Here is a 21,629-nt window from a genome sequence, read left to right on the forward strand (position 1 = left end):
GCAACCCGCTCGTCAACTGTTCACGGAATCGTTATCCCGCGCCGTCCCCGGTGCGCACGCGCCGTCTGACCATGTCCGACCACGCCCGCCGCGGGCCGCCGCCGCACCCACTGCTCCGGCCGCGGGCCAGGTCATCCCGGCCATTGCCTACGATGGCACGGCACGCCTCCCTCATTGACCTGTCCCAGTAGAAGAAGAGTGCTCAGTGAAAGTCATCAGCATCGTCGGCGCACGTCCCCAATTGGTGAAGCTCGCCCCCATCGCGGCGGCGTTCGCCGAGACGGAGCACGAGCACTTCATCGTGCACACCGGGCAGCACTACGACGCCGACCTCTCCGACGTCTTCTTCGACGGCCTCGGCATCCCCGACCCTGACGTCCACCTCGGCGTCGGCTCCGGCAGCCACGGCGTCCAGACCGGCGCGGTGCTCTCCGCGCTCGACCCGGTCCTGGAGCGCGAGAAGCCGGACTGGGTGCTGGTGTACGGCGACACCAACTCCACCATCGCCGGGGCCCTTTCGGCCGTGAAGATGCACCTGCCGGTCGCCCATCTGGAGGCGGGGCTGCGCTCGTTCAACCGGCGCATGCCCGAGGAGCACAACCGCGTCCTCACCGACCACTGCGCCGACGTCCTGCTCGCCCCGACCGAGGAGGCCATGCGCCACCTCGCCGACGAGGGCCTCAAGGACCGCGCGGTGCTCGCCGGCGACGTGATGGTCGACATCTGCCTGAAGATCCGCGACGACGTGCTGGCCGGCAAGCACGCGGCGCCGGCGCTGCCCGAGGGCATCGACCCGTCGAAGCCGTTCCTGCTGGCCACGCTGCACCGGCCGGACAACACCGACGACCCCGAGCGGCTGCGCGCGATCATCGATTCGCTGGCCGGCCTGCCGGTCCCCGTCGCGCTGCTCGCCCACCCGCGGCTGGTGTCCCGCGCCCAGGCGCACAACATCGAGCTGAACACCGGCTCCGTGCACGTCGGCCGTCCGCTGCCGTACGCCGGCCTGGTGGCCGCGGTGCTCGCCTCGGCCGGTGTGGTCACCGACTCGGGCGGCCTGCAGAAGGAGGCGTTCCTGCTGGAGCGCATCACCACCACCATCCGTCCCGAGACGGAGTGGGTGGAAACCGTGGACACCGGCTGGAACGTCCTTGTTCCCGACCCGCACACGCTGTCCGCCGACGAATGGGCCGCCACCGTGACGCGCGCGGTGCCCACGGCCGACCCGGGCACCCCCTATGGCGACGGGCGGGCCGCCCGCAATGTCGTACGGATCATGGAAGAGTGGAAGGGAGGCAGCCGGCACGCGTGACCGGACAGGTCCTCTCACGAGGCACTTTTCCGTACATGTCACCGTGCTAGCGTCACCGGTTATGTCAGCGTCTCCCAGGTCCGGGCTGCCCGCGGCAGGCAAGCGGCCCCATGTGATCTACCTCGCCATCGGTTTCCCGCCCGCGGCCAAGAGCTGCGCGTACCGCATGCGCGAGACCGCGAACCAGTTCATCAACCAGGGCTGGGACGTCACCGTCGTCACCATCGCGCAGGAGTCCTGGGAAAGGGACTCCGGAGTCGACCTCACCCTCCTGGAGCAGGTCGACCCGAAGATCAAGATCGTGGAACTCCCGCTGGTGCGCGAGGACCTGGAGACGGACATCCGTCTGTACGGCGAGGACCGCGCGCTCAACCCGAACGGGTGGGTGACGCGCCTGCGCCGCCGCCAGATGGAGCCCTTCCCCGAGCCCAACTTCGGTGAGTGGCGCGAGGATCTGGAGCAGGCCGTGCTCCGCATCCACCGCGAGCACCCGGCCGACCTGCTGCTCGCCAGCTGCGTCCCCTACGTCAACCTCGCCGCGGCGTGGAAGCTGTGGGAGGAGGCGAAGGTGCCGTACGCGGTGGACTTCCGCGACGGCTGGTCGATCGACGTCATCGACGGCGTCGAGGCGTTCGCCCGGGACTCCGCCGAGGGCGTCTGGGAGCAGCGCATCCTCGACAACGCGCTCTCCCTGTGGGTCGTCAACGACCCCATCGCGGAGCACTACCGCACCCGCTACCCCGACTTCGCCGACCGCGTCCACGTCGTGCGCAACGGCTACGACGCCGACAGCTCCCCCGGCAAGGCGCACCGCGCCAACCCGGAGGCGGGCCTGGCCTTCGGCTACCTCGGCACCGTCAACTTCACGGTCCCGCACCTGGAGACCGTGCTCAACGCCTGGCGCGCCGCCCGCGAGAGGGAGCCGCTGCTGGCCAACGCCACCTTCGAGGTGCGCGGCCACATCGGCAACGGCTCCGGCCGCGAGGCCAACCGGCACGCCGAGGTCCTCAAGCAGGCCGAGGTGGACGGCGTACGTTTCGGCGGCCCCGCCGCCAAGGCCGAGGTGGCGTCCATCTACGCCCGCTGGGACGCGATGGTCCTCATCCTCATCGGCGGCCGGTACGTCACCTCCGGCAAGGTGTACGAGTACATGGCGACCGGCCTGCCGATCGTGTCGGCGCACGTCGTCGAGCACGACGCCTCCAACGTGCTGCGCGGCCACCCGCTGTGGACGGGTGCCGTGGGCATCGACGAGGAGGGGCTGACCGAGTCGTTCGTCAAGGCCGCGCACATGGCGGTGGAGACCAGCGACGAGGTGCACGCCGAAGCCATGGCGCACGCCGACCAGTTCACCCGCGAGGCCCTGATGACCTCCGCCGTGAAGCAGCTGATCGACGACCACGCCGCGCTCACGGCGGAGCGTACGGGCGCGGCTTCCCCCGCCGAGAACGAGATCGCCGCCGGAGGACCGTCGCTGTGACCAACGTCCTGTTCATCGCCAGCGTCCGGCCCCAGCTGGGCGTGTTCGCCGACTCGGTGCGCAAGTTCCGCGCCGCCGGCGCCCGGACGCACCTCGCCGGCACCTTCCCCCTCGACCCCGTCGCCGAGGAACTGGCCGCCATGGAGCTGGACGGCACCCACCAGCTCCCCCGCAACCTCAACTTCCGCAGCACCGCGCTGCGCCGCAAGGCGCGGATGGCGCCGGGCGGCATGAAGGTGTGGATGCAGGCCGAGCGGGACAGCACGCTGCGCCGGCTCGCCCGCAAGGCGGACGTCCTGGTCGCCCTGGACGCGGGCGCCGTCTACACGGTGTGGCGCCTGGCGCAGTACTACCGCGTCGAGGAGGCCCACTTCGGCCTGGCCCCGGCCCTCAAGGCCGTCGACCGGGTCAAGGCGAAGGGCTCCACCGCCGGCCGGGGCGTCCTGCCGCCGATGGACGTCGTCAAGCAGAACGTCCGCCGCTCCATGGACGGGCTGCCCGCGACCGTGATGCGGCACGCCACCGCCCGCCCGGTGATGCGCTCCACGGTGGGCGCCCGGATGTGGCGCACGGCCGTCACCGCGCCCGGTGTGCCGCCGAAGGTCCGCATCGCCACCTCGCGGTACGTCGCCGAGGGCATGCAGTGGGCGGGCCGCACCAGTGGTGCCGCCCTGGCGCTCGCCGCCGCCGCGTCGAAGATCCCCGACCTGGGGCTGAAGGCGCAGCTGCTGGACGAGGCCGTGATGAAGGAGCTGGGCAAGGGGCTCAACCCGCGGGACCTGGACAAGGCGGTGGCGGCCCAGCTCGCCCACGCCGACGCCCAGTTCGCCCGCGGCGACCACGAGAAGGCGTCGTACGCGCTGGACCGGGCGCTGTTCCTGGGCTTCCACCGGGTGCTGCACATCGACCAGCTGTCCTCGCCGCTCGCCAAGGACGCCCAGGGCTTCGTCGAGCCGCTGTACCGCTCCAAGGTCATGGACGTCATGAAGCGTCCGCAGGGGCGGAAGACCCCGGCGGCCCCGGCGCCCACGGACCGGCCGCTGCGGCTGCTGGTCACCACCAGCGCCAACGACAACTTCCTGCACCACATCCTGGACCGCTACGGCAACCACCAGGGCGTGGAGCTGCGCTACCTGGACCTGGCCGCGCAGAAGGCCCTCAAGCGGATCGCGTGGGCGGGCCGCCGGGTGCTGGAGGACCGCCTCGCCGGCGGCACCAGCACCTACCAGGAAGAGGTCGAGCGGCTGATGCGGCCGTACCTGGACTGGGCGGACACCGTCTTCCTGGACTGGTCGGTGGGCCCGGCGGCGATGCTGACGACGATCGACCCGGGCGACACCCGGATCGTGGTGCGCCTGCACAGCTACGAGGCGTTCACGCGCTGGCCGCACATGACGGACTTCTCGCGGATCGACGACCTGATCTACGTCGCCCCGCATGTGAAGGACCTGGTCGAGTCCCTGGTGCCGATGCTGCGCGGGGACTCCGCGCCGCGCGCGCACCTGATCGACAACGCCATGGACCTCTCGGGCTTCGCCCGGCCGAAGCCCCCGGAGGCCCGCTTCCACCTGGGCCTGGTGGGCATCAGCCAGGTCGCCAAGGACCCGATGTGGGCGGTGGACGTGCTGCGCCGGCTCCGGGAGAAGGACGACCGGTACCGGCTGCTGCTGGTGGGCGGCGACATGAACCCGAAGACCAGCCGCGCGACCCGCGACTACCGGCGCCAGTTCGACAAGGAGATCGCCCCGCTCATCGAGGAGGGCGTGGTGCTGAAGCTCGGCCCGACGGACGACGTGCCGTCGGCGCTCGCCGACATCGGTGTGATCCTCTCCTCGTCGGTGCGCGAGGGCTGCCACGTGGGCCTGATGGAGGGCGCGGCGAGCGCCGCCGTCCCGGTCGCCCGTGACTGGCCGTTCTACGCGGGCAAGCCGAACAGCGCCCGCACGCTGTACCCGGAGGGCTGGGTCGTCGGCTCCACGGAGGAGGCCGCGCAGCGGATCCTGGAGACGACGGCGACCGAGGAGGCGTGGCAGAACGCCGGGAAGCTGGCGTCCGAGTACGCCCTGTCGACGTGGGACTGGCCGGTCGTCAGCAAGGCGTTCGACCAGCTGTTCCTCGGCGAGGAGTAGGCCGGAGCCTGTTCCCCGGCGGGGAGCAGGCCCGAGCGCGGACACGGCGAAGGGCCCCGGGAGCGATCCCGGGGCCCTTCGCCGTACGCCGCCGTGCCTACGGGTGGCGCAGCCGCCAGCCCGCCCAGGCGGACTCGACCATCTCGCGCACCCCGTACCGGGCGCTCCAGCCCAGCTCCTGGGCGATCAGGTCGCCGGAGGCCACCACCCGCGCCGGGTCGCCGGGGCGGCGCCCGGTGACCAGGGGCTTGATGTCGTGGCGGCCGGTGACGTCCTGGATGACGCCGATCATCTCCGACACGGACACGCCCTCGCTCCGCCCGATGTTCAGCACCAGCGAGGCCCCGGGGTCGGCCGCCAGCCGGCGGGCGGCGGCGACGTGCGCGGAGGCGATGTCCTCGACGTGGATGTAGTCGCGGACACAGGTGCCGTCCGGGGTCGGGTAGTCGTCGCCGAAGATCCTCGGCTGCTCCCCGGCCGTGAGGCGTTCGAAGACCATCGGTACGAGGTTGAAGACGCCGTCGTCGCCCAGTTCGGGCGTGGCGGCGCCCGCCACGTTGAAGTACCGCAGCGAGGCGGTGGCCATGCCGTGCGTCCGCCCGGTCGCCGCGACCAGCCACTCGCCGGCCAGCTTGGTCTCGCCGTACGGGTTGATCGGCGCGCACGGGGTGGCCTCGGTGACCAGGTCCACGTCCGGCATGCCGTACACGGCGGCGGAGGAGGAGAACAGGAACCGGGTGACGCCGGCCCCGGTGGCGGCCTCCAGGAGCGTGCGCAGGCCCTCGACGTTCTCGCGGTAGTAGTGCAGGGGCTTGGCGACCGACTCGGCCACCTGCTTCTTGCCGGCGATGTGGACGACGCCGGTGACGGCGTGCTCGGCGAGCACCCGGTCGACGGTGCCGCGGTCGAGGACGGTGCCGATCTCCAGGGGGACGCCCTCGGGGAGCCGCTCGGCGCGGCCGGTGCTCAGGTCGTCGAGGACGACGATCCGCTCGCCGCCCTCGGCCATCGCCTTCACCACGTGGGAGCCGATGAATCCGGCGCCGCCAGTAATCAACCAGGTCATGGGGAAACCTTCTGCGCGTCGGCCCCGCCCCGCGGGGTGTGCGGGGCAGGGCCAGGGTCGGATCGTGCCGGTGCGGGGGGCTCAGCCGCCGATGACGACGCGGCGGACACCCTCCCAGCGGGCGGGGTCCGTGGTGCGGCGGCCGTCGACCAGGACGGTGACGTCCGGCAGGTCGGAGGCGGCCAGCTCCTTGTACTCGGCGTGGTCGGCCTGGAGGATCGCGGCGGTGACCTTCTCCCCCTGGTGGGGGGTGAGGCCGTGCGCGGCGAGCTCCTCGGCGGTGTACATCGGGTCGGAGACGTACGGCACGGCGCCGCGGGCCTTGAGGGCCTCGACGGTGCCGAAGACACCGGAGAACGCGGTCTCCTTGACGCCGCCGCGGTAGGCGGCGCCCAGCACGAGCACGTTGACGTCCTTGAGGTCGCCGTAGGCGGCGGCCAGCAGGTCCACGGCGTACTCGGGCATCGCGGCGTTGGCCTCGCGGGCCGAACGCACGACGGTGGCCTCCGGGTCGTTCCACAGGTACATCCGCGGGTAGATCGGGATGCAGTGGCCGCCGACGGCGATGCCGGGCTGGTGGATGTGGCTGTAGGGCTGCGAGTTGCAGGCCTCGATGACCTTGAGGACGTCGATGTTCTGCTGGTCGGCGAACCGGGCGAACTGGTTGGCCAGGCCGATGTTGACGTCACGGTAGGTGGTCTCGGCGAGCTTGGCGAGCTCGCTGGCCTCGGCGGTGCCCAGGTCCCACACGCCGTTGGCGCGGGGCAGGTCGTCGCGCTCGTCGAAGTCGAGGACCTGCTCGTAGAACTCGACGCCGTGCTTGGCGGACGCCTCGTCGATGCCGCCGACGAGCTTGGGGTAGCGGCGCAGGTCGGCGAAGACCCGGCCGGTGAGGACCCGCTCCGGGGAGAAGACCAGGTGGAAGTCGGTGCCGGCGGTGAGGCCGGAGCCCTCCTCCAGCATCGGCGCCCAGCGGGTGCGGGTGGTGCCGACGGGGAGGGTGGTCTCGTAGGAGACGAGGGTGCCCGGCTTGAGACCCTTGGCGATGGCCTTGGTCGCGGCGTCCATCCAGCCGAAGTCGGGGGTGCCCTCGGCGTCCACGAAGAGCGGGACGACGACCACGACGGCCTCGGACTGGGCGACGGCGGCGGCGGTGTCGGTGGTCGCGGACAGCAGGCCGGCGTCGACGGTCTGCTTCAGCAGCCGGTCCAGGTCGTGCTCGCCCGGGAAGGGCTCGGTGCCGGCGTTGACCAGCTCGACGACCTTCTCGTTGACGTCGGCGCCGATGACCTTGTGGCCCTTGGCGGCGAACTGCACGGCGAGCGGCAGGCCGATCTTGCCGAGCGCGACTACACAGATATTCATCGGGTCAGTTTCCTCTTCACACGGGACATCAGTTGACGCAGTCGCTTGCCCACGCCGAGCCTCGGCTCCCAGAGCGGGGCCGTGGTGATCACCAGCCGCCCCTTGGGGTTGGCGTTGGCGGAGATCCGGTACGGGATCCTCTCCCGCCAGCGCCGGGCCAGGGGCAGCGGCCGGCCGCGGACCGGCACGGGGACCTCGTACACCGAGCCTGCCACGTCGGCGTACACGCGCACACCGAGCTTGGCGCTCTTCGGCTTGACCGGGATACGGGCGGTGAGCAGGGTGCCCTCGCCGTCCTCGGTCGGCTTTCGGGTGAACTCGCCCACCGTCGCGGGGAGTTCGTGGCCCACGGGGAGCCTGCGGGCGCCGGGCTTGTCGGCGCTCTTGGGCATGGCCCTGGTGGCGAGCCTCACCACGGCGGAGCCGGTCTCGCCGGTCAGCCCGAGCCGCACGGCGAGGGCGACGGCCATGTCGTCGCCGTCCTGCTCCCACTCGGCCGACACCAGCGAGGTGACCTCGGCCAGCCGGGCGGGCACCGCCTCGCCGATGATCTCGTACGCCCGGTCGGGCAGCCCGACGGCCGGGTCGCGGAAGCCGGGGTAGCGGACGAACGCCCGCCCGTCCTCCAGCAGCAGCGGCGGCGAGCCGTGCTCGGCCTCCTCCTCGATGGCCCGGACGAGGGCGTCGACCTCACCGCGCTGCGCCAGGCAGATCCGCAGCCGCCGCTTGACGTCCATCGCGTCGCGCAGCTCGTCGGTGAAGTACGCGTCGGCCAGCGCCGCGATGCCCGCGCACACCTCGGTACGGGTCACCGCGTCCAGCGCCGGGAAGTCGTCCTGGATCAGCTTGGCCAGCTCCCAGGTGAAGTGGCGCTTCAGGACGGCGTCGCGGCGCGGGCCCGGCTCGACGAGCGAGGCCGTGAAGTGCATGATCCGCTCGGTGCAGCGGAGCCGGGCCAGGTGGTTGGCCCGGTAGGTGATGTTGCTGGCGTCCCCGCGCTTGACCGCGTAGTAGTACGTGTAGTCCGCGAGGACGGAGATCTTCGCGGCCCGTACGCACGCCTCGATGGTGAACGGCTGGTCGGAGCCGACCGGCAGGTCCTCGGGGAAGCGCAGCTTGTGCTTCTCCACCAGTTCACGGCGGAAGAGCTTGGTGTTGGCCAGCGTGAACGGCAGGGCCGAGTCGTACAGCGAGACGTCCGGGTCGCTCTTCTTGTAGAGCGCCTGGTGGACGTAACGGCCGTTGGTGCCCACCATCTTGCCGACGACGACGTCGGAGCCGTGCTTGTCGGCACAGGCCACCATCCGCTCCAGGGCCTCCTTGCCCAGGTGGTCGTCGGAGCCGATGAAGTAGACGTAACGACCGGTGGCCAGCTCCAGGGCCCGGTTGCTCGGGGCGGCCGGGCCACCGGAGTTGGCCTGATGGATCACCTTGACAGTGTTCGGGTACGTCTCCGCGAAGCGGTCCAGTTCCCGGCCACTGTCGTCGGTCGAGCCGTCGTCGACGGCCACGACCTCGAGCCGGTCCAGCCCGATGCTCTGCCCCACCAGCGAGTTCAGGCACTCGGTGAGGTACGGCATCGTGTTGTACACGGCTACCACGACGGTGACATCGGGTGTGGTCAACTGGCCACGTCCTCCGGGGCGAGCCGCACGGTGACACCGCGGACGGCGGAGTCGATGACGGCCGCGGCGACCTCCACCGTACGCAGACCCTGGCGCAGGGTGCAGATGTCGTCGCCCTTGCCGAGGACCGCGTCCCGGAACAGCTCGTGCTCCACGAGCAGCGGCTCGCGCTTCGGGATGGCGTAGCGGATCATGTCGCCCTCGGAGACGCCGCGGAAGGCGCGCAGGGCCTCCCACTCGGTGGCGACGGCGGCGTTGGAGTAGAACGTCAGGTCGGCGGTGAGGGTGTCGGCGATGAAGCAGCCCTTCTCACCGGTGACCGAGGTGAAGCGCTCCTTCAGCGGGCTCAGCCAGTTGACGAGGTGGTTGACCATCGTGCCGTCGGAGAGCTGGCCGACGGCCGAGACCATGTCCTCGTGCGGGCGGCCCGACTTGGACACCGTGTGCGCGGCGATCGACGTGTACTGCCGGCCGGTGACCCAGCCGGTGAGGTCGATGTCGTGGGTGGCGAGGTCCTTGACCACGCCAACGTCCGCGATGCGGTGCGGGAAGGGACCCTGGCGGCGGGTGACGACCTGGTAGACGTCGCCCAGCTCGCCGGACTCCAGGCGGGAACGGAGCGACCGCAGCGCGGGGTTGCAGCGCTCGATGTGGCCGACGCCGGCCACCAGGCCCTTCGTCTCGAACGCCTCGACCAGGCGGCGGGCGCCCTCGACGGTGTCGGCGACCGGCTTCTCGATCAGCGCGTGCACCCCGGCGTCGGCCAGCTTCAGACCGACCTCCTCGTGCAGCGCGGTGGGGCAGGCCACGACGGCGTAGTCGATGCCGAGCGCGATCAGTTCCTCGACGGTGGCGAGCACGGGGGCGCCCTGGGCCCAGCCGTTCTTGTCGCCCATCGGGTCGACGACACCGACGAGGGTCACGCCCTCCAGCCCGGCCAGTACGCGGGCGTGGTGGCGTCCCATCGAGCCGAGGCCGATCAGGCCGGCCCGCAGTCCAGCAGCAGTCACAGGTTCTCTCCCAGCGCGTTCACGGCGGTGACGATGCGCTCAAGGTCGTTCTGGGTCAGCGAGGGGTGCACCGGCAGTGAGACGACCTCGGCGGCGGCCTTCTCCGTCTCGGGCAGGTCCCAGGTGCGGCCGGCCTTCTGGTCCGGCTCCCAGTACGGCTTCAGGCGGTGGATCGGGGTCGGGTAGTAGACGGCGTTGCCGACGCCCGCCTCGGTGAGCTTCGCCATCGCGGCGTCGCGGTCACCGCCCCGCACCCGGATCGTGTACTGGTGGTAGATGTGGCGCGCGCCCTCGGCGACGATCGGCGTCACGATGCCCGGCGCGGTGATGTGCTCGCTGAGGTACGCGGCGTTGGCGATGCGCGTCTCGGTCCAGCCGTGCAGCTTGGAGAGCTGGACGCGGCCGACGGCGGCGGCCACGTCGGTCATGCGCATGTTGGCGCCGACGATCTCGTTGGCGTACCGCTGCTCCATGCCCTGGTTGCGCAGCAGGCGCAGGGTGCGGGCGATCTCGGCGTCGCCGGTGGAGATCATGCCGCCCTCGAGGCTGTGCATGTTCTTCGTCGGGTAGAAGCTGAACGTGCCGCCCGAGCCGAAGGCGCCGACGGGGGTGCCGTGCAGGGCGGCGGCGTGGGCCTGGCAGGCGTCCTCGACGACCGCGAGCTTGTGCTTCTCGGCGATGGCCATGATCTTGTCCATGGCGGCCGGGTTGCCGTAGATGTGCACCGGCATGATCGCGGCGGTGCGCGGGGTGATCGCGGCCTCGACGGCGGCCGGGTCGATGTTGAAGCTGTCGGCCTCGATGTCGGCGAAGACCACGTCGGCGCCGACGAGGCGGACCGCGTTCGCCGAGGCGGCGAACGAGAAGGACGGGACGATCACCTCGTCGCCGGGGCCGATGTTCAACGCCATCAGAAGGAGGTGCAGCGCCGAGGTACCGGAGTTGACGGCCACGCAGTGACGGCCCTCGACCAGCTCGGAGAATCCCTCCTCGAAGGCGGCCACCTCGGGGCCCTGTACGACGCGGCCGGTGCGCAGTACGCGTACGGCGGCCTCGATCTCTTCTTCACCGATGACCGGGCGGGCAGCGGGGATGGGCTGCTCGTTGATGCTCGGCATGGACGTCCTCCTTGAACACCGCAAGAGCTCTTTGTGGCAGAGGTCTGAAGGGTGCCCGCGGAGGCTCACTAGGCCGCGCTTACCCCTCCGGCGCGATGCCGACGCCCTACCGAGGAATGCTGGGACCGGTCTGTCCCGGAACCGGGTCGGTCACCGGCCGTAGTCTTCGGGCGGGGCCCGCCCACGGCAGCGACCGGCGTCACATTATCAGGAATTTCCTGGTCAATTTCGGGGCCGTTAACCGCTGGAGGCATCGATTCCGAAACAAATCCGGGGTTCCGCCTCGAGGGTAATACGGGGCGGAACGCGGACGTTCGCTCGATGCTCACCAGCGGTTCGGCGGCCTGCCGGCCGCCGTTCGCCGTGACCGCCGGCACGCGGTCACGGCGCGGGCCGCCTACTGCTCGGCCGTGACGGTCTCCTTCTCCGCGGCGGCGGCCGACGCGGCGGACTTCGCCGTCCTGGCCGTCTTGGCGGTCTTCGCCGTCTTGGCGGTCTTCGCCGCCGGTGCCGCCTTCTTGGCCGTGGTCTTCTTCGCCGCGGTCGTCTTCTTGGCGGCCGTCTTCTTGGTGGCAGCCGCCTTCTTGGCCGGGGCCTTCTTGGCGGTCTTGCGCGCGGCCGTCTTCTTGGCGGGAGCCTCGGCGGCGTCCGCCTCCGGCGCCTGGTCCGCCTCGGGGGCGGCCTGGTCCGCCTTGGCCCGGGGTGCCTCGGGCTCGGCCGCCTTGCCGCCGCTCACCACGACGACCGCGGCCTCGGCGGCGCCCGCCGGGGAACCGGCCGGAGCGGTGACCTTGCGCACCACCCGGCGGCGCGGACGCGGCGGGGCGGCCACGGGGGCCTCCTCGGCGGCCGGCTCGGGCGCGGGGGCGACCGGCTCGGCGACCGGCTCCGGCTCGGGGGCGACCGGCTCCGACGCGGCGGCCACCGGCGCGGGCTGCTCCTCCGCCGTCACCGGCTTCGGCGAGCCCGCCGGGGCGGTCGCCTTGCGGGTGGCGCGGCGGCGGGTACGGCCCTGCGGGGCCTCGGGGGCCTCGGGCGCCTCGGCGACCGGCGCCTCGGCGGCGGGCGTCTCCGCGACAGGGGCCTCGGCGACGGGCGCCGGGGCGGCCTCCGCGACGGGGGCCTCCGCGGCCGGCTTCGGCGCACCCGCCGGGGCGGACGCCTTGCGGGAGGCGCGGCGGCGCGAACGGCCACGGCCCGCGGCGGCCTCCGCCTCGGCGACGCTGGAGTACAGCTCCTCGTCCGGGCGGAACTCCGGCGCCTCCAGCGCGACCGGGGCGGCGACCTCCGCCGCGACCTCGGCCTCGGTCTCGGCCTCCGGCTCGGTCTCCGCGACGGCTCCGGCGGCCTCCGCCGGGGCGGTGGTCTCCGCGTCGGCCCCACGACCGCGCTTCTTGCCGCGCTTGGAGCCGCCGTTGCCGCCACCGGCGGAGGCGGGCTGCTCCATGTGCACGATCACGCCGCGGCCGTTGCAGTGGACGCAGGTCTCGGAGAAGGACTCCAGCAGGCCCTGGCCGACCCGCTTGCGGGTCATCTGGACCAGGCCCAGCGAGGTGACCTCGGCCACCTGGTGCTTGGTCCGGTCCCGGCCCAGGCACTCCAGCAGGCGCCGCAGCACCAGGTCCCGGTTGGACTCCAGCACCATGTCGATGAAGTCGATCACGACGATGCCGCCGAGGTCGCGCAGCCGCAGCTGGCGCACGATCTCCTCGGCCGCCTCCAGGTTGTTCCTGGTGACGGTCTCCTCCAGGTTGCCGCCCTGGCCGGTGAACTTGCCGGTGTTGACGTCGACGACGATCATCGCCTCGGTCTTGTCGATCACCAGCGAGCCGCCGGACGGCAGCCAGACCTTCCGGTCCAGCGCCTTCATCAGCTGCTCGTCGATCCGGTACGTCGCGAAGACGTCCGTCTCCGACGTCCAGCGCTGGAGCCGGTCCGCCAGGTCGGGCGCGACGTGCGAGACGTACCCGTGGATGGTCTTCCACGCCTCGTCACCGCTGACGATCACCTTCGAGAAGTCCTCGTTGAAGATGTCGCGGACGACCCGGACGGTCATGTCCGGCTCGCCGTAGAGAAGGGTCGGGGCGTTGCCGCTCTTCGCCTTCTTCTGGATGTCCTCCCACTGCGCCTGCAGACGCTCCACGTCACGGCGCAGCTCGTCCTCGCTGGCGCCCTCGGCGGCGGTGCGCACGATGACGCCCGCGTCCTCGGGGACGATCTTCTTGAGGATGGTCTTCAGCCGGGCGCGCTCGGTGTCGGGCAGCTTGCGGCTGATCCCGGTCATCGAGCCCTCGGGCACATAGACCAGGTAGCGGCCGGGCAGCGAGACCTGGCTGGTGAGCCGGGCGCCCTTGTGGCCGATCGGGTCCTTGGTCACCTGGACCAGGACGGACTGGCCGGACTTGAGCGCGGTCTCGATGCGGCGCGGCCCGTTGGCCATGCCGAGCGCCTCGAAGTTGACCTCACCGGCGTACAGGACGGCGTTGCGGCCCTTGCCGATGTCGACGAACGCGGCCTCCATGGACGGCAGGACGTTCTGCACCTTGCCCAGGTAGACGTTGCCGACGTAGCTGGTGGCCTGCTCCTTGTTGACGTAGTGCTCGACCAGCACGTCGTCCTCGAGGACGCCGATCTGGGTGCGCTCGCCGCTCTGGCGGACGACCATCACGCGCTCGACGGCCTCGCGGCGCGCCAGGAACTCGGCCTCGGTGATGATCGGCACCCGGCGGCGGCCCTGCTCGCGGCCCTCGCGGCGGCGCTGCTTCTTCGCCTCCAGGCGGGTCGAGCCCTTGATGGACTGCACCTCGTCGGACGGCTCGGCCTTCTCCCGCGCGGGACGCGGCTCGCGGACCTTGACGACCGTACGCACGCCGTCCTCCTCGGACGCGGCCTCGGTGTCGGCGCCCGCGTCACCGCTGCGGCGGCGACGGCGACGGCGGCGGCGGGAGCTGCTGGTGCCGGCGGCGGACGGGGTGCCGCCCTCGTGCTCGTCGGCGTCGTCCTCGTCGCCCTGCTCGGCCTCGTCCTCGTCGCGGCCGGAGTCCTCGGTGTCCTCCGCCTCGTCGGTGTCGGCGGCCTCGCCGCGGCGGCGACGGCGGCCACCCCGGCGGCGGCGGCGCGACGGGCGGTCGCCGTACTCGTCGGTGTCCTCGCCCTCCTCCGCACCGGCGTCGGCGGCCTCCGGCTCCTCCTCGGCCGCGTCCTCCGGCTCCGGGGCGGACCGCACCGGCTCGGCGGCGGCCGCGGCCGGCTCGGCGGGCTCGCCACGGCGGCGACGGCGGCGACGGCCACCGGTCTCGGGCTGCTCGGCGGCCTCGGCCCGGGCCGGGGCGGCGGTGGCCTCCTCGGCGGGCTGCTCCTGCCCGGCCTCGGCCCGCGCCTCGGCGGCGGCCATCGCGGCGGCGGTCTCCGGCGTCTGGAACATCGGCTCGGCGAAGACCGGGGCCTGGAAGACGGGCACAGCGGGGCGCGCGGCACGGCGGCCGCGGGACTGCTCGGCCTTCTTGGCCGGCTCGGCGGTGAACTGCGGGGCGGTCGCGCGGCGCCGCGTCCGGCCGCGGGTGGCGGCCTCCTCGGCGGCGGCGACCTCGGCCCCGGCCTCGTCGGAGCTGATCCGGGCGACGGTCTCGGCGGGCAGGCTCTCGCCGGCCCCGGCCGCCTTCTCGGTCTCCTCCGCCTCGGCGGGCTCGGCGGCGGCAGCGGGGGCGGTGGCCTTGCGGGTGGCGCGGCGGCGGGTCCGCCTGGGCGCGGCCTCGGCCTCGTCCGCCGGGGCGTCGGCGACCACCGGGTCCTCGACGGCCTGCGGCTCCTCGGCGGCCTCCGGCTGCGGGGTTACCGCCGGGGCGGTCGTCTTGCGGGTGGCGCGGCGCCGCGTACGGGCCGGGGCGGCGGCCTCGGGCTCCTCGGCGGCCACCGGCTCCTCGACGGCTTCCACCGGGGCGGCCGGGGTCTCCTGAGCGGCCTCCACCGGGGCGGTCGCCTTGCGGGTGGCGCGGCGCCGGGTACGGGCCGGGGCGGCCTCGGGCTCCTCGGCGGCCACCGGCTCCTCGGGGGCCTCCACCGGGGCGGCCGGGGTCTCCTGAGCGGCCTCCGCCGGGGCGGCCGTCTTACGGGTGGCACGGCGCCGCGTACGGGCCGGGGCGGCCTCGGGCTCGTCCGCCGGGGCCTCGGCGGCCACCGGCTCCTGGGGGGCCTCCGCCTGCGGGGCGCCCGCCGGGGCGGTCGCCTTGCGGGTGGCACGGCGGCGCGGGCGGGCCGGGGCCGGCTCGGGGGCGTCGTTCGGCGCCTCGGCCAGCGCGGCCACGTCGGCCGGCTCCACGGCGGCCGTCTCCAGGACGACCTCGCCGGCCGGCGCGTCGGCGGCGCCCGCCGCGACCGGGGGTCCGGCGGGGCGCGAGGCGGCACGGCGACGGCGGCGCGGCGGCAGCGTGTCGCTGGGAGAGTTGTTCTCTTCGTTGTGGTTACCGGCGGTGGCGCCGGTTTCGTTCGGCTCGAGCATTGCGGGCGGTTCTCCCGTCACGCTCCCGGGCGCCGCGTCTGGCGCGGCGCCGCACGGGAGCTGTTATGTCTGGCTCGCCGGTTCCCTACGCCTTGTGCGTACGGCCTGGCGAAAGTCTCCTGTGGGTGTACGCGGCCGGACCCAGGTGGCTCCCGAGCGCCAGGGCCGCGCTACGACGACGGCCCTACGCGGAACCCGCACCTGCCGGCTCCGGGGCGGCGGCGGGTCCGGCGGCCTTGGGTGGGGCGGCCGTGACTGCCTCGCGGTCGGGCGCGAGCGGGTCGGTCACCGTGCCGGACTCCTCGTCGAAGAGCCCCTGCGCCAGCCTGGTCACCGCTGCGGGGACCGGCGGCGCCAGGTCGGCCACAGCTCGGAGACCGGACAGGACGTCGTCGGGTCGTACGGCAGGTGTCACGTGCCGAACAACCAGCCGCAGTATCGCACAGGGCCCCTGTCCTGGCCTATCAGACGGCGCGGGGGCCGCCTCCAGGTGCGCCACGGCGGCCCGGGCGTCGAAGGTGCGCACGCCGTTCTTGGTCGTACGCCGCACCTCGACCGCGTCGGCGGCGAGGAAGGCGGCGACGGCGCGCTCGGCGTCCCCGGGGGCCACGCCCTCCAGGCGCAGCTCCCACACGGAGGCGGTCAGCCGGTCGCTGAGGCCGGACGTGGCGGCCTCGACGGCGTCCACGATGTCGAGCCCGTCCGGCAGCGACTCGTCCAGCAGCAGGCGCAGGGCCTCGGGGTCGCGGCGCTCGGTGAGCGCGATCTCCAGGTACTCGGCCTCGGAGCCCGTACCGGTGGGGGCGGCATTGGCGTACGAGACCTTGGGGTGCGGGGTGAAGCCCGCCGAGTACGCCATGGGCACCTCGGCGCGCCTCAGCGCGCGCTCGAAGGCGCGCTGGAAGTCGCGGTGGCTGGTGAACCGGAGGCGGCCGCGCTTGGTGTAGCGCAGACGGATGCGCTGCACCGCCGGTGCGGGCGGCGGGCCTTCGGGCTGTCGCTTGCCCAGTGGTTCTTCTCCTTGGTGCGGGGCGGGCGCGGGTGGCGCTCCGTCCACGAAAGTCCGGTGACGGCTCCCGGGGGCCCCGCCCGGCTCACCCCCGCCCTCGCGGGGAGATCTCGGGTGCCGGCGCCACGCCAGGTGCGTTCGTTGTCCTACCCAGACTACGCGCCGGAGCACCCGCGAGTTCCCCTGGCCGCCGCCCCCGTACGTCCCCGCCGTCCCGGACGACCCCCACGACGCGACCGGCCCCCGGCCAGGGCTTCCCTCCCCGGCCGGGCCGTCGCGTGGGCGTCACCGGCTCACTTGACCACGGTCAGCGGCAGCAGCTTCTTCCCGGTCGGGCCGATCTGGATCTGGGTGTCCATCTGCGGGCACACCCCGCAGTCGAAGCACGGCGTCCAGCGGCAGTCCTCAACCTCGGTCTCGTCGAGGGCGTCCTGCCAGTCCTCCCACAGCCAGTCCTTGTCCAGGCCGGAGTCGAGGTGGTCCCAGGGCAGGACCTCCTCGTAGGTGCGCTCGCGGGTGGTGTACCACTCGACGTCCACGCCGAACTCGGGCAGCACCTTGTCGGCGCAGCGCATCCAGCGGTCGTACGAGAAGTGCTCGCGCCAGCCGTCGAAGCGGCCGCCGTCCTCGTAGACGGCGCGGATGACGGCGCCGATGCGGCGGTCGCCGCGGGAGAGGAGGCCCTCGACGATGCCGGGCTTGCCGTCGTGGTAGCGGAAGCCGATGGCCCGGCCGTACTTCTTGTCGCCGCGGATCTTGTCGCGGAGCTTCTGCAGCCGGGCGTCGGTCTGCTCGGCGGACAGCTGCGGGGCCCACTGGAAGGGGGTGTGCGGCTTGGGGACGAACCCGCCGATCGAGACGGTGCAGCGGATGTCCTGGGAGCCGGAGACCTCGCGGCCCTTGGCGATGACGTTCATCGCCATGTCGGCGATCTGGAGGACGTCCTCGTCGGTCTCGGTGGGCAGGCCGCACATGAAGTACAGCTTCACCTGGCGCCAGCCGTTGCCGTAGGCGGTGGCGACGGTGCGGATGAGGTCCTCCTCCGACACCATCTTGTTGATGACCTTGCGCATGCGCTCGGAGCCGCCCTCGGGGGCGAAGGTCAGGCCGGACCGGCGGCCGTTCCTGGTCAGCTCGTTGGCGAGGTCGACGTTGAAGGCGTCCACGCGGGTGGAGGGCAGGGACAGGCCGACCTTGTCCTCCTCGTACCGGTCGGCGAGGCCCTTGGCGATGTCGCCGATCTCGGAGTGGTCGGCGGAGGAGAGGGAGAGCAGGCCGACCTCTTCGAAGCCGGTGGCCTTGAGGCCCTTGTCGACCATCTCGCCGATGCCGGTGATGCTTCGCTCCCGCACGGGGCGCGTGATCATGCCGGCCTGGCAGAAGCGGCAGCCCCGGGTGCAGCCGCGGAAGATCTCGACGGACATCCGCTCGTGGACGGTCTCGGCGAGCGGGACCAGCGGCTGCTTGGGGTAGGGCCACTCGTCGAGGTCCATGACGGTGTGCTTGGACACCCGCCACGGGACGCCGGACCGGTTGGGTACGACACGGCCGATGCGGCCGTCCGGGAGGTACTCGACGTCGTAGAACGCGGGGATGTAGACGGAGCCGGTCCGCGCCAGCCGGAAGAGGACCTCCTCGCGCCCGCCGGGGCGGCCCTCCGCCTTCCAGGCGCGGATGATCTCGGTCATGTCGAGGACGGCCTGCTCGCCGTCGCCGATCACCACGGCGTCGACGAAGTCGGCGATCGGCTCGGGGTTGAAGGCGGCGTGGCCGCCGGCGAGCACGATCGGGTCGTCGAGCGTCCGGTTCCGGGACTCCAGCGGGATGCCGGCGAGGTCGAGCGCGGTGAGCATGTTGGTGTAGCCCAGCTCGGTGGAGAAGCTCAGCCCGAAGACGTCGAACGCCTTGACGGGCCGGTGGCTGTCCACGGTGAACTGCGGGACGCCGTGCTCGCGCATCAGCGCCTCGAGGTCGGGCCACACGCTGTACGTGCGCTCGGCGAGGACGCCGTCCCGTTCGTTGAGCACCTCGTAGAGGATCATGACGCCCTGGTTGGGCAGCCCCACCTCGTAGGCGTCCGGGTACATCAGGGCCCAGCGCACGTCGCACGCGTCCCAGGGCTTGACGGTGGAGTTCAGCTCGCCACCGACGTACTGGATGGGCTTCTGCACGTGCGGCAGCAGGGCTTCGAGCTGAGGGAAGACCGACTCGGACATCAGAGACCTTCATGAGCGGGCAGGGGGCGACTCTCTAGCGTACCCCCGGCCCCAGGGGCGTCAGCGCCCCCGAAGGGCCCCGGGGTCCGCCTCGGCCCACACGCCGGGCAGCTCCCGTTCCCGCTCGGCGGCCGCCGCTTCCTCCTTGCCGTACAGCAGGCCCCAGGTGAAGGCGCTCTCGCCCGCCAGGTGGGCCTGGACGGCGAGGCCGCGCAGGGTGTCGCGGGCGACGACCCCGTCCTGGTGCTCGCCCAGCACCTTCTGGACGGCCTTCACCCGTTTGCCGAAGCGCTTGGCGGGCTTCCCGAGCGCCGGTACGGCGGTCTCGGCGGCGTACCGGGCCCGTTTGGCGGCCTTGCGGGCCTCGTGCAGGGCGACGTCCCGGTCGTGGCCGGGCGGGAGCGCCAGGGCGCGGTCGACGCGGGCGGCGAGCCGGTCGTGGTCCTTGAGGATCGCCCGGGTCAGGACGGTCGCGGCGGGTTTGCGGGCGGCGGGGCGCAGGGGCGGGTCGGCGAGCAGGGCGTCGAGGGCGTCCAGGAGGGCGGTGTAGCGGTCGCTGTCGAGGGCGGCGAGGGTGCGTTCGCGGGCCCCGGTGCGCCCCGCGGCGTCCCAGGCGCGCAGCCGGGCGCGGACGGGGCCGAGGAGCAGGGTGACGGGGAGGGCGTCGACGCCGGCGGTGAGCCGTTCGGCGAGGACCTCGTGGTCGCGGTCGACGCCGAGTTCGCCGGCGAGCCATTTCAGTTCGTCGGCGAGGGGGCGGGTGGCGGCCGGGTCGAGGACCTTCTTGTACGTGCGGAAGGCGCTGCGCAGCCGGCGGGTGGCGACGCGCATCCGGTGGACGGAGTCTGGGAGGTCGCGGCGGACGGCGGCGTCGTAGGTGATCAGGTGGTCGACCTGGCGGCGGAGGTGGGCGAGGACGCGTCCGCCGGCGGTGTCGTCCTCGCGCGGGGGCTTCGGCGGCTGCCAGCCGGTGTCCTGGAGGGCCCGGGCCAGTTTGGAGGGGGCCGCGGAGGGGGTGAGGCCCTTCTTGCGGAGGCGTTTGTCGACGGTGTCGAGGAAGGCGGGGTCCTGGCCGTCGCCGAGTTCCACCTCGATCTCGGTCCACTCGGCGGTGGTGCTCGTCCCGCCGGTGAGGCGTTCGGCGCGGACGGTGTCGGTGCTGGCCTCGGCGAGGAGGGTGCCGTCGCCGTCGAGCAGGTGGCGGACCCGGCGGCGGGAGCGGAGCCGGACGAGGGGGACGAGCGGGGCGCCGCGGGTGCGGGCGCGGACGAGGTCGGCGAGGGGGGCGGGTACGTCGTCCTGGAGGGGGGCGCTCAGTTCGTCGCGTACGCCGGGGGCGACGGGCAGTTTGAGGTGCCAGCCCGCGTCCTTGCCGCCGGTGCGGCGGCGCAGGGTGAGGGAGGCCGCGGCGAGGCGGAGGTCTTCGGTGTCGTAGTAGACGGCGTCCAGTTCGGCGACGCCCTGGTCGCGGTCGGCCGAGACGCCGCGCACCCGGGCGAGGTCGGGGAGCCGGGCGCCGGGCTCGGCCTCGTACTTCCGTTCGATCTCGCGTTTCGTGTCCGCCTTCATTCGAATGTAGGTGCCCCGGATCGGCGGTTCTATGCGGTCAGCGGCCGTTGCACCCGGATCGACTGGAGCAGGCCGACGGCCACCCACACGGCGAACATCGAGGAGCCGCCGTACGACACGAACGGCAGCGGCAGACCGGCGACGGGCATGATGCCCAGCGTCATGCCGATGTTCTCGAAGGACTGGAAGGCGAACCAGGCGATGATCCCGCCGGCGACGATCGTGCCGTACAGCTCGCTGGTCTCGCGGGCGATCCGGCAGGCGCGCCACAGGACGACGCCGAGGAGCGCGATGATGGTCGCGCCGCCGATGAAGCCCAGTTCCTCTCCGGCGACGGTGAAGATGAAGTCGGTCTGCTGCTCGGGGACGAACTGGCCGGTGGTCTGGTGGCCGTTGAACAGCCCCGCGCCGTACAGGCCGCCGGAGCCGATGGCGATGCGGGCCTGGTTGGTGTTGTAGCCGGCGCCGGCCGGGTCGAGTTCGGGGTTGGCGAAGGCCGCGAACCGGTTGATCTGGTACTGGTCGAGCACGCCGAGCGCGGCGACGGCGACCGCGCCGACGACGCCCGCGCCGATCAGGCCGAAGACCCACCGGTTGGAGGCGCCGGACGTGAGCAGCACGCCCAGCACGATGACGACCATGACCATGACCGAGCCGAGGTCGGGCATCAGCATGACGATGGCCATGGGGACGACGGCGAGCAGCAGCGCCTTGGCGACCGTGCGGTGGTCCGGATGGACCTGGTCGCCGGCGTCGACCTTGGCGGCCAGCAGCATCGCCATGCCCAGGATGATCGTGATCTTCACGAACTCGGAGGGCTGGAGCGAGAAGCCGCCGCCGATCACGATCCAGGCGTGCGCGCCGTTGATGGTGGCGCCCAGCGGGGTGAGCACCAGCAGCACCAGGATCACGGAGATGCCGTAGAGCACGGGCACCGCGCCGCGCAGGGTGCGGTGGCCGAGCCAGATGGTGCCGACCATCAGGACGATGCCGATGCCGGTGTTGAGGACGTGGCGGAAGAGGAAGGCGTAGGGGTCGCCGTCCGTCAGCTCGGTGCGGTTGCGGGTCGCCGACCACACCAGGAGGGAGCCGAGGAACGACAGCGCCAGGGCGGAGAACAGCAGCGGCCAGTCGAGCCTGCGGACCATGGAGTCGCGGGCGGTGAGCCTGCCCCAGGCGCCGCGGTCGGGCGCGTAGCGGGAGACGGAGAAGTTGTTGGTTCCGGCCATCACGGG

13 protein-coding genes are annotated in these 21,629 nt (G+C 72.7%); 3 read left to right on the forward strand and 10 right to left on the reverse strand.

Going from position 1 to position 21,629, the window contains the following annotated elements; genetic code table 11:
* Positions 1-205 precede the first annotated feature (205 nt).
* From wecB to ACF08D_RS09655, 3 genes are all read left to right on the forward strand, one after another.
* Entirely contained in the window at positions 206-1,309 is a 1,104-nt protein-coding gene (wecB, locus tag ACF08D_RS09645; protein WP_392222003.1) for a non-hydrolyzing UDP-N-acetylglucosamine 2-epimerase, read from the forward strand.
* Positions 1,310-1,421: 112 nt separating this feature from the next.
* On the forward strand, positions 1,422-2,789 hold the full coding sequence (locus ACF08D_RS09650) for a glycosyltransferase (protein ID WP_392222348.1): 1,368 nt from the start codon (positions 1,422-1,424) through the stop codon (positions 2,787-2,789).
* A complete protein-coding gene (locus ACF08D_RS09655; RefSeq protein WP_392222004.1) occupies positions 2,786-4,918 on the forward strand; it encodes a glycosyltransferase family 1 protein in 2,133 nt (710 codons plus the stop codon). Before ACF08D_RS09650 ends, ACF08D_RS09655 begins: the two co-directional genes overlap by 4 nt.
* Before the next feature lie 97 nt (positions 4,919-5,015).
* Here the strand turns inward: ACF08D_RS09655 and galE are convergent, their stop codons facing one another.
* The 10 genes from galE to rodA all read right to left on the reverse strand — a co-directional run bounded on the left by galE (position 5,016) and on the right by rodA (position 21,623).
* A complete protein-coding gene (gene galE / locus ACF08D_RS09660; protein ID WP_392222005.1) occupies positions 5,016-5,984 on the reverse strand; it encodes a UDP-glucose 4-epimerase GalE in 969 nt (322 codons plus the stop codon).
* 81 nt (positions 5,985-6,065) lie between these two features.
* Positions 6,066-7,349, reverse strand: coding sequence for a nucleotide sugar dehydrogenase (locus ACF08D_RS09665; protein ID WP_392222006.1), 1,284 nt, complete (start codon positions 7,347-7,349; stop codon positions 6,066-6,068).
* Positions 7,346-8,974, reverse strand: coding sequence for a glycosyltransferase family 2 protein (locus tag ACF08D_RS09670; RefSeq protein WP_392222007.1), 1,629 nt, complete (start codon positions 8,972-8,974; stop codon positions 7,346-7,348). Before ACF08D_RS09670 ends, ACF08D_RS09665 begins: the two co-directional genes overlap by 4 nt.
* Positions 8,971-9,984 (reverse strand): Gfo/Idh/MocA family protein, encoded by a 1,014-nt coding sequence (locus tag ACF08D_RS09675; RefSeq protein WP_392222008.1) that lies wholly within the window; start codon positions 9,982-9,984, stop codon positions 8,971-8,973. Before ACF08D_RS09675 ends, ACF08D_RS09670 begins: the two co-directional genes overlap by 4 nt.
* Positions 9,981-11,102, reverse strand: coding sequence for a DegT/DnrJ/EryC1/StrS family aminotransferase (locus ACF08D_RS09680; RefSeq protein ID WP_392222009.1), 1,122 nt, complete (start codon positions 11,100-11,102; stop codon positions 9,981-9,983). The genes ACF08D_RS09675 and ACF08D_RS09680 overlap by 4 nt, the downstream gene beginning before the upstream one ends.
* Positions 11,103-11,499: 397 nt before the next feature.
* Positions 11,500-15,600 (reverse strand): ribonuclease E/G, encoded by a 4,101-nt coding sequence (locus ACF08D_RS09685; protein ID WP_392222010.1) that lies wholly within the window; start codon positions 15,598-15,600, stop codon positions 11,500-11,502.
* Positions 15,601-15,784: 184 nt separating this feature from the next.
* Positions 15,785-16,567, reverse strand: a complete 783-nt coding sequence (locus ACF08D_RS09690; RefSeq protein WP_392222011.1) for a TIGR03936 family radical SAM-associated protein — start codon at positions 16,565-16,567, stop codon at positions 15,785-15,787.
* A gap of 335 nt (positions 16,568-16,902) precedes the next feature.
* Entirely contained in the window at positions 16,903-18,825 is a 1,923-nt protein-coding gene (locus tag ACF08D_RS09695) for a TIGR03960 family B12-binding radical SAM protein (protein ID WP_392222012.1), read from the reverse strand.
* A 60-nt stretch (positions 18,826-18,885) separates the two neighbouring features.
* On the reverse strand, positions 18,886-20,394 hold the full coding sequence (locus ACF08D_RS09700; RefSeq protein ID WP_392222013.1) for a CHAD domain-containing protein: 1,509 nt from the start codon (positions 20,392-20,394) through the stop codon (positions 18,886-18,888).
* A 29-nt stretch (positions 20,395-20,423) separates the two neighbouring features.
* On the reverse strand, positions 20,424-21,623 hold the full coding sequence (gene rodA / locus ACF08D_RS09705) for a rod shape-determining protein RodA (protein ID WP_392222014.1): 1,200 nt from the start codon (positions 21,621-21,623) through the stop codon (positions 20,424-20,426).
* Between the last annotated feature and the right edge of the window lie 6 nt (positions 21,624-21,629).

The organism is Streptomyces sp. NPDC015131, from assembly GCF_043079975.1.
Classification (GTDB): Bacteria; Actinomycetota; Actinomycetes; order Streptomycetales; family Streptomycetaceae; genus Streptomyces.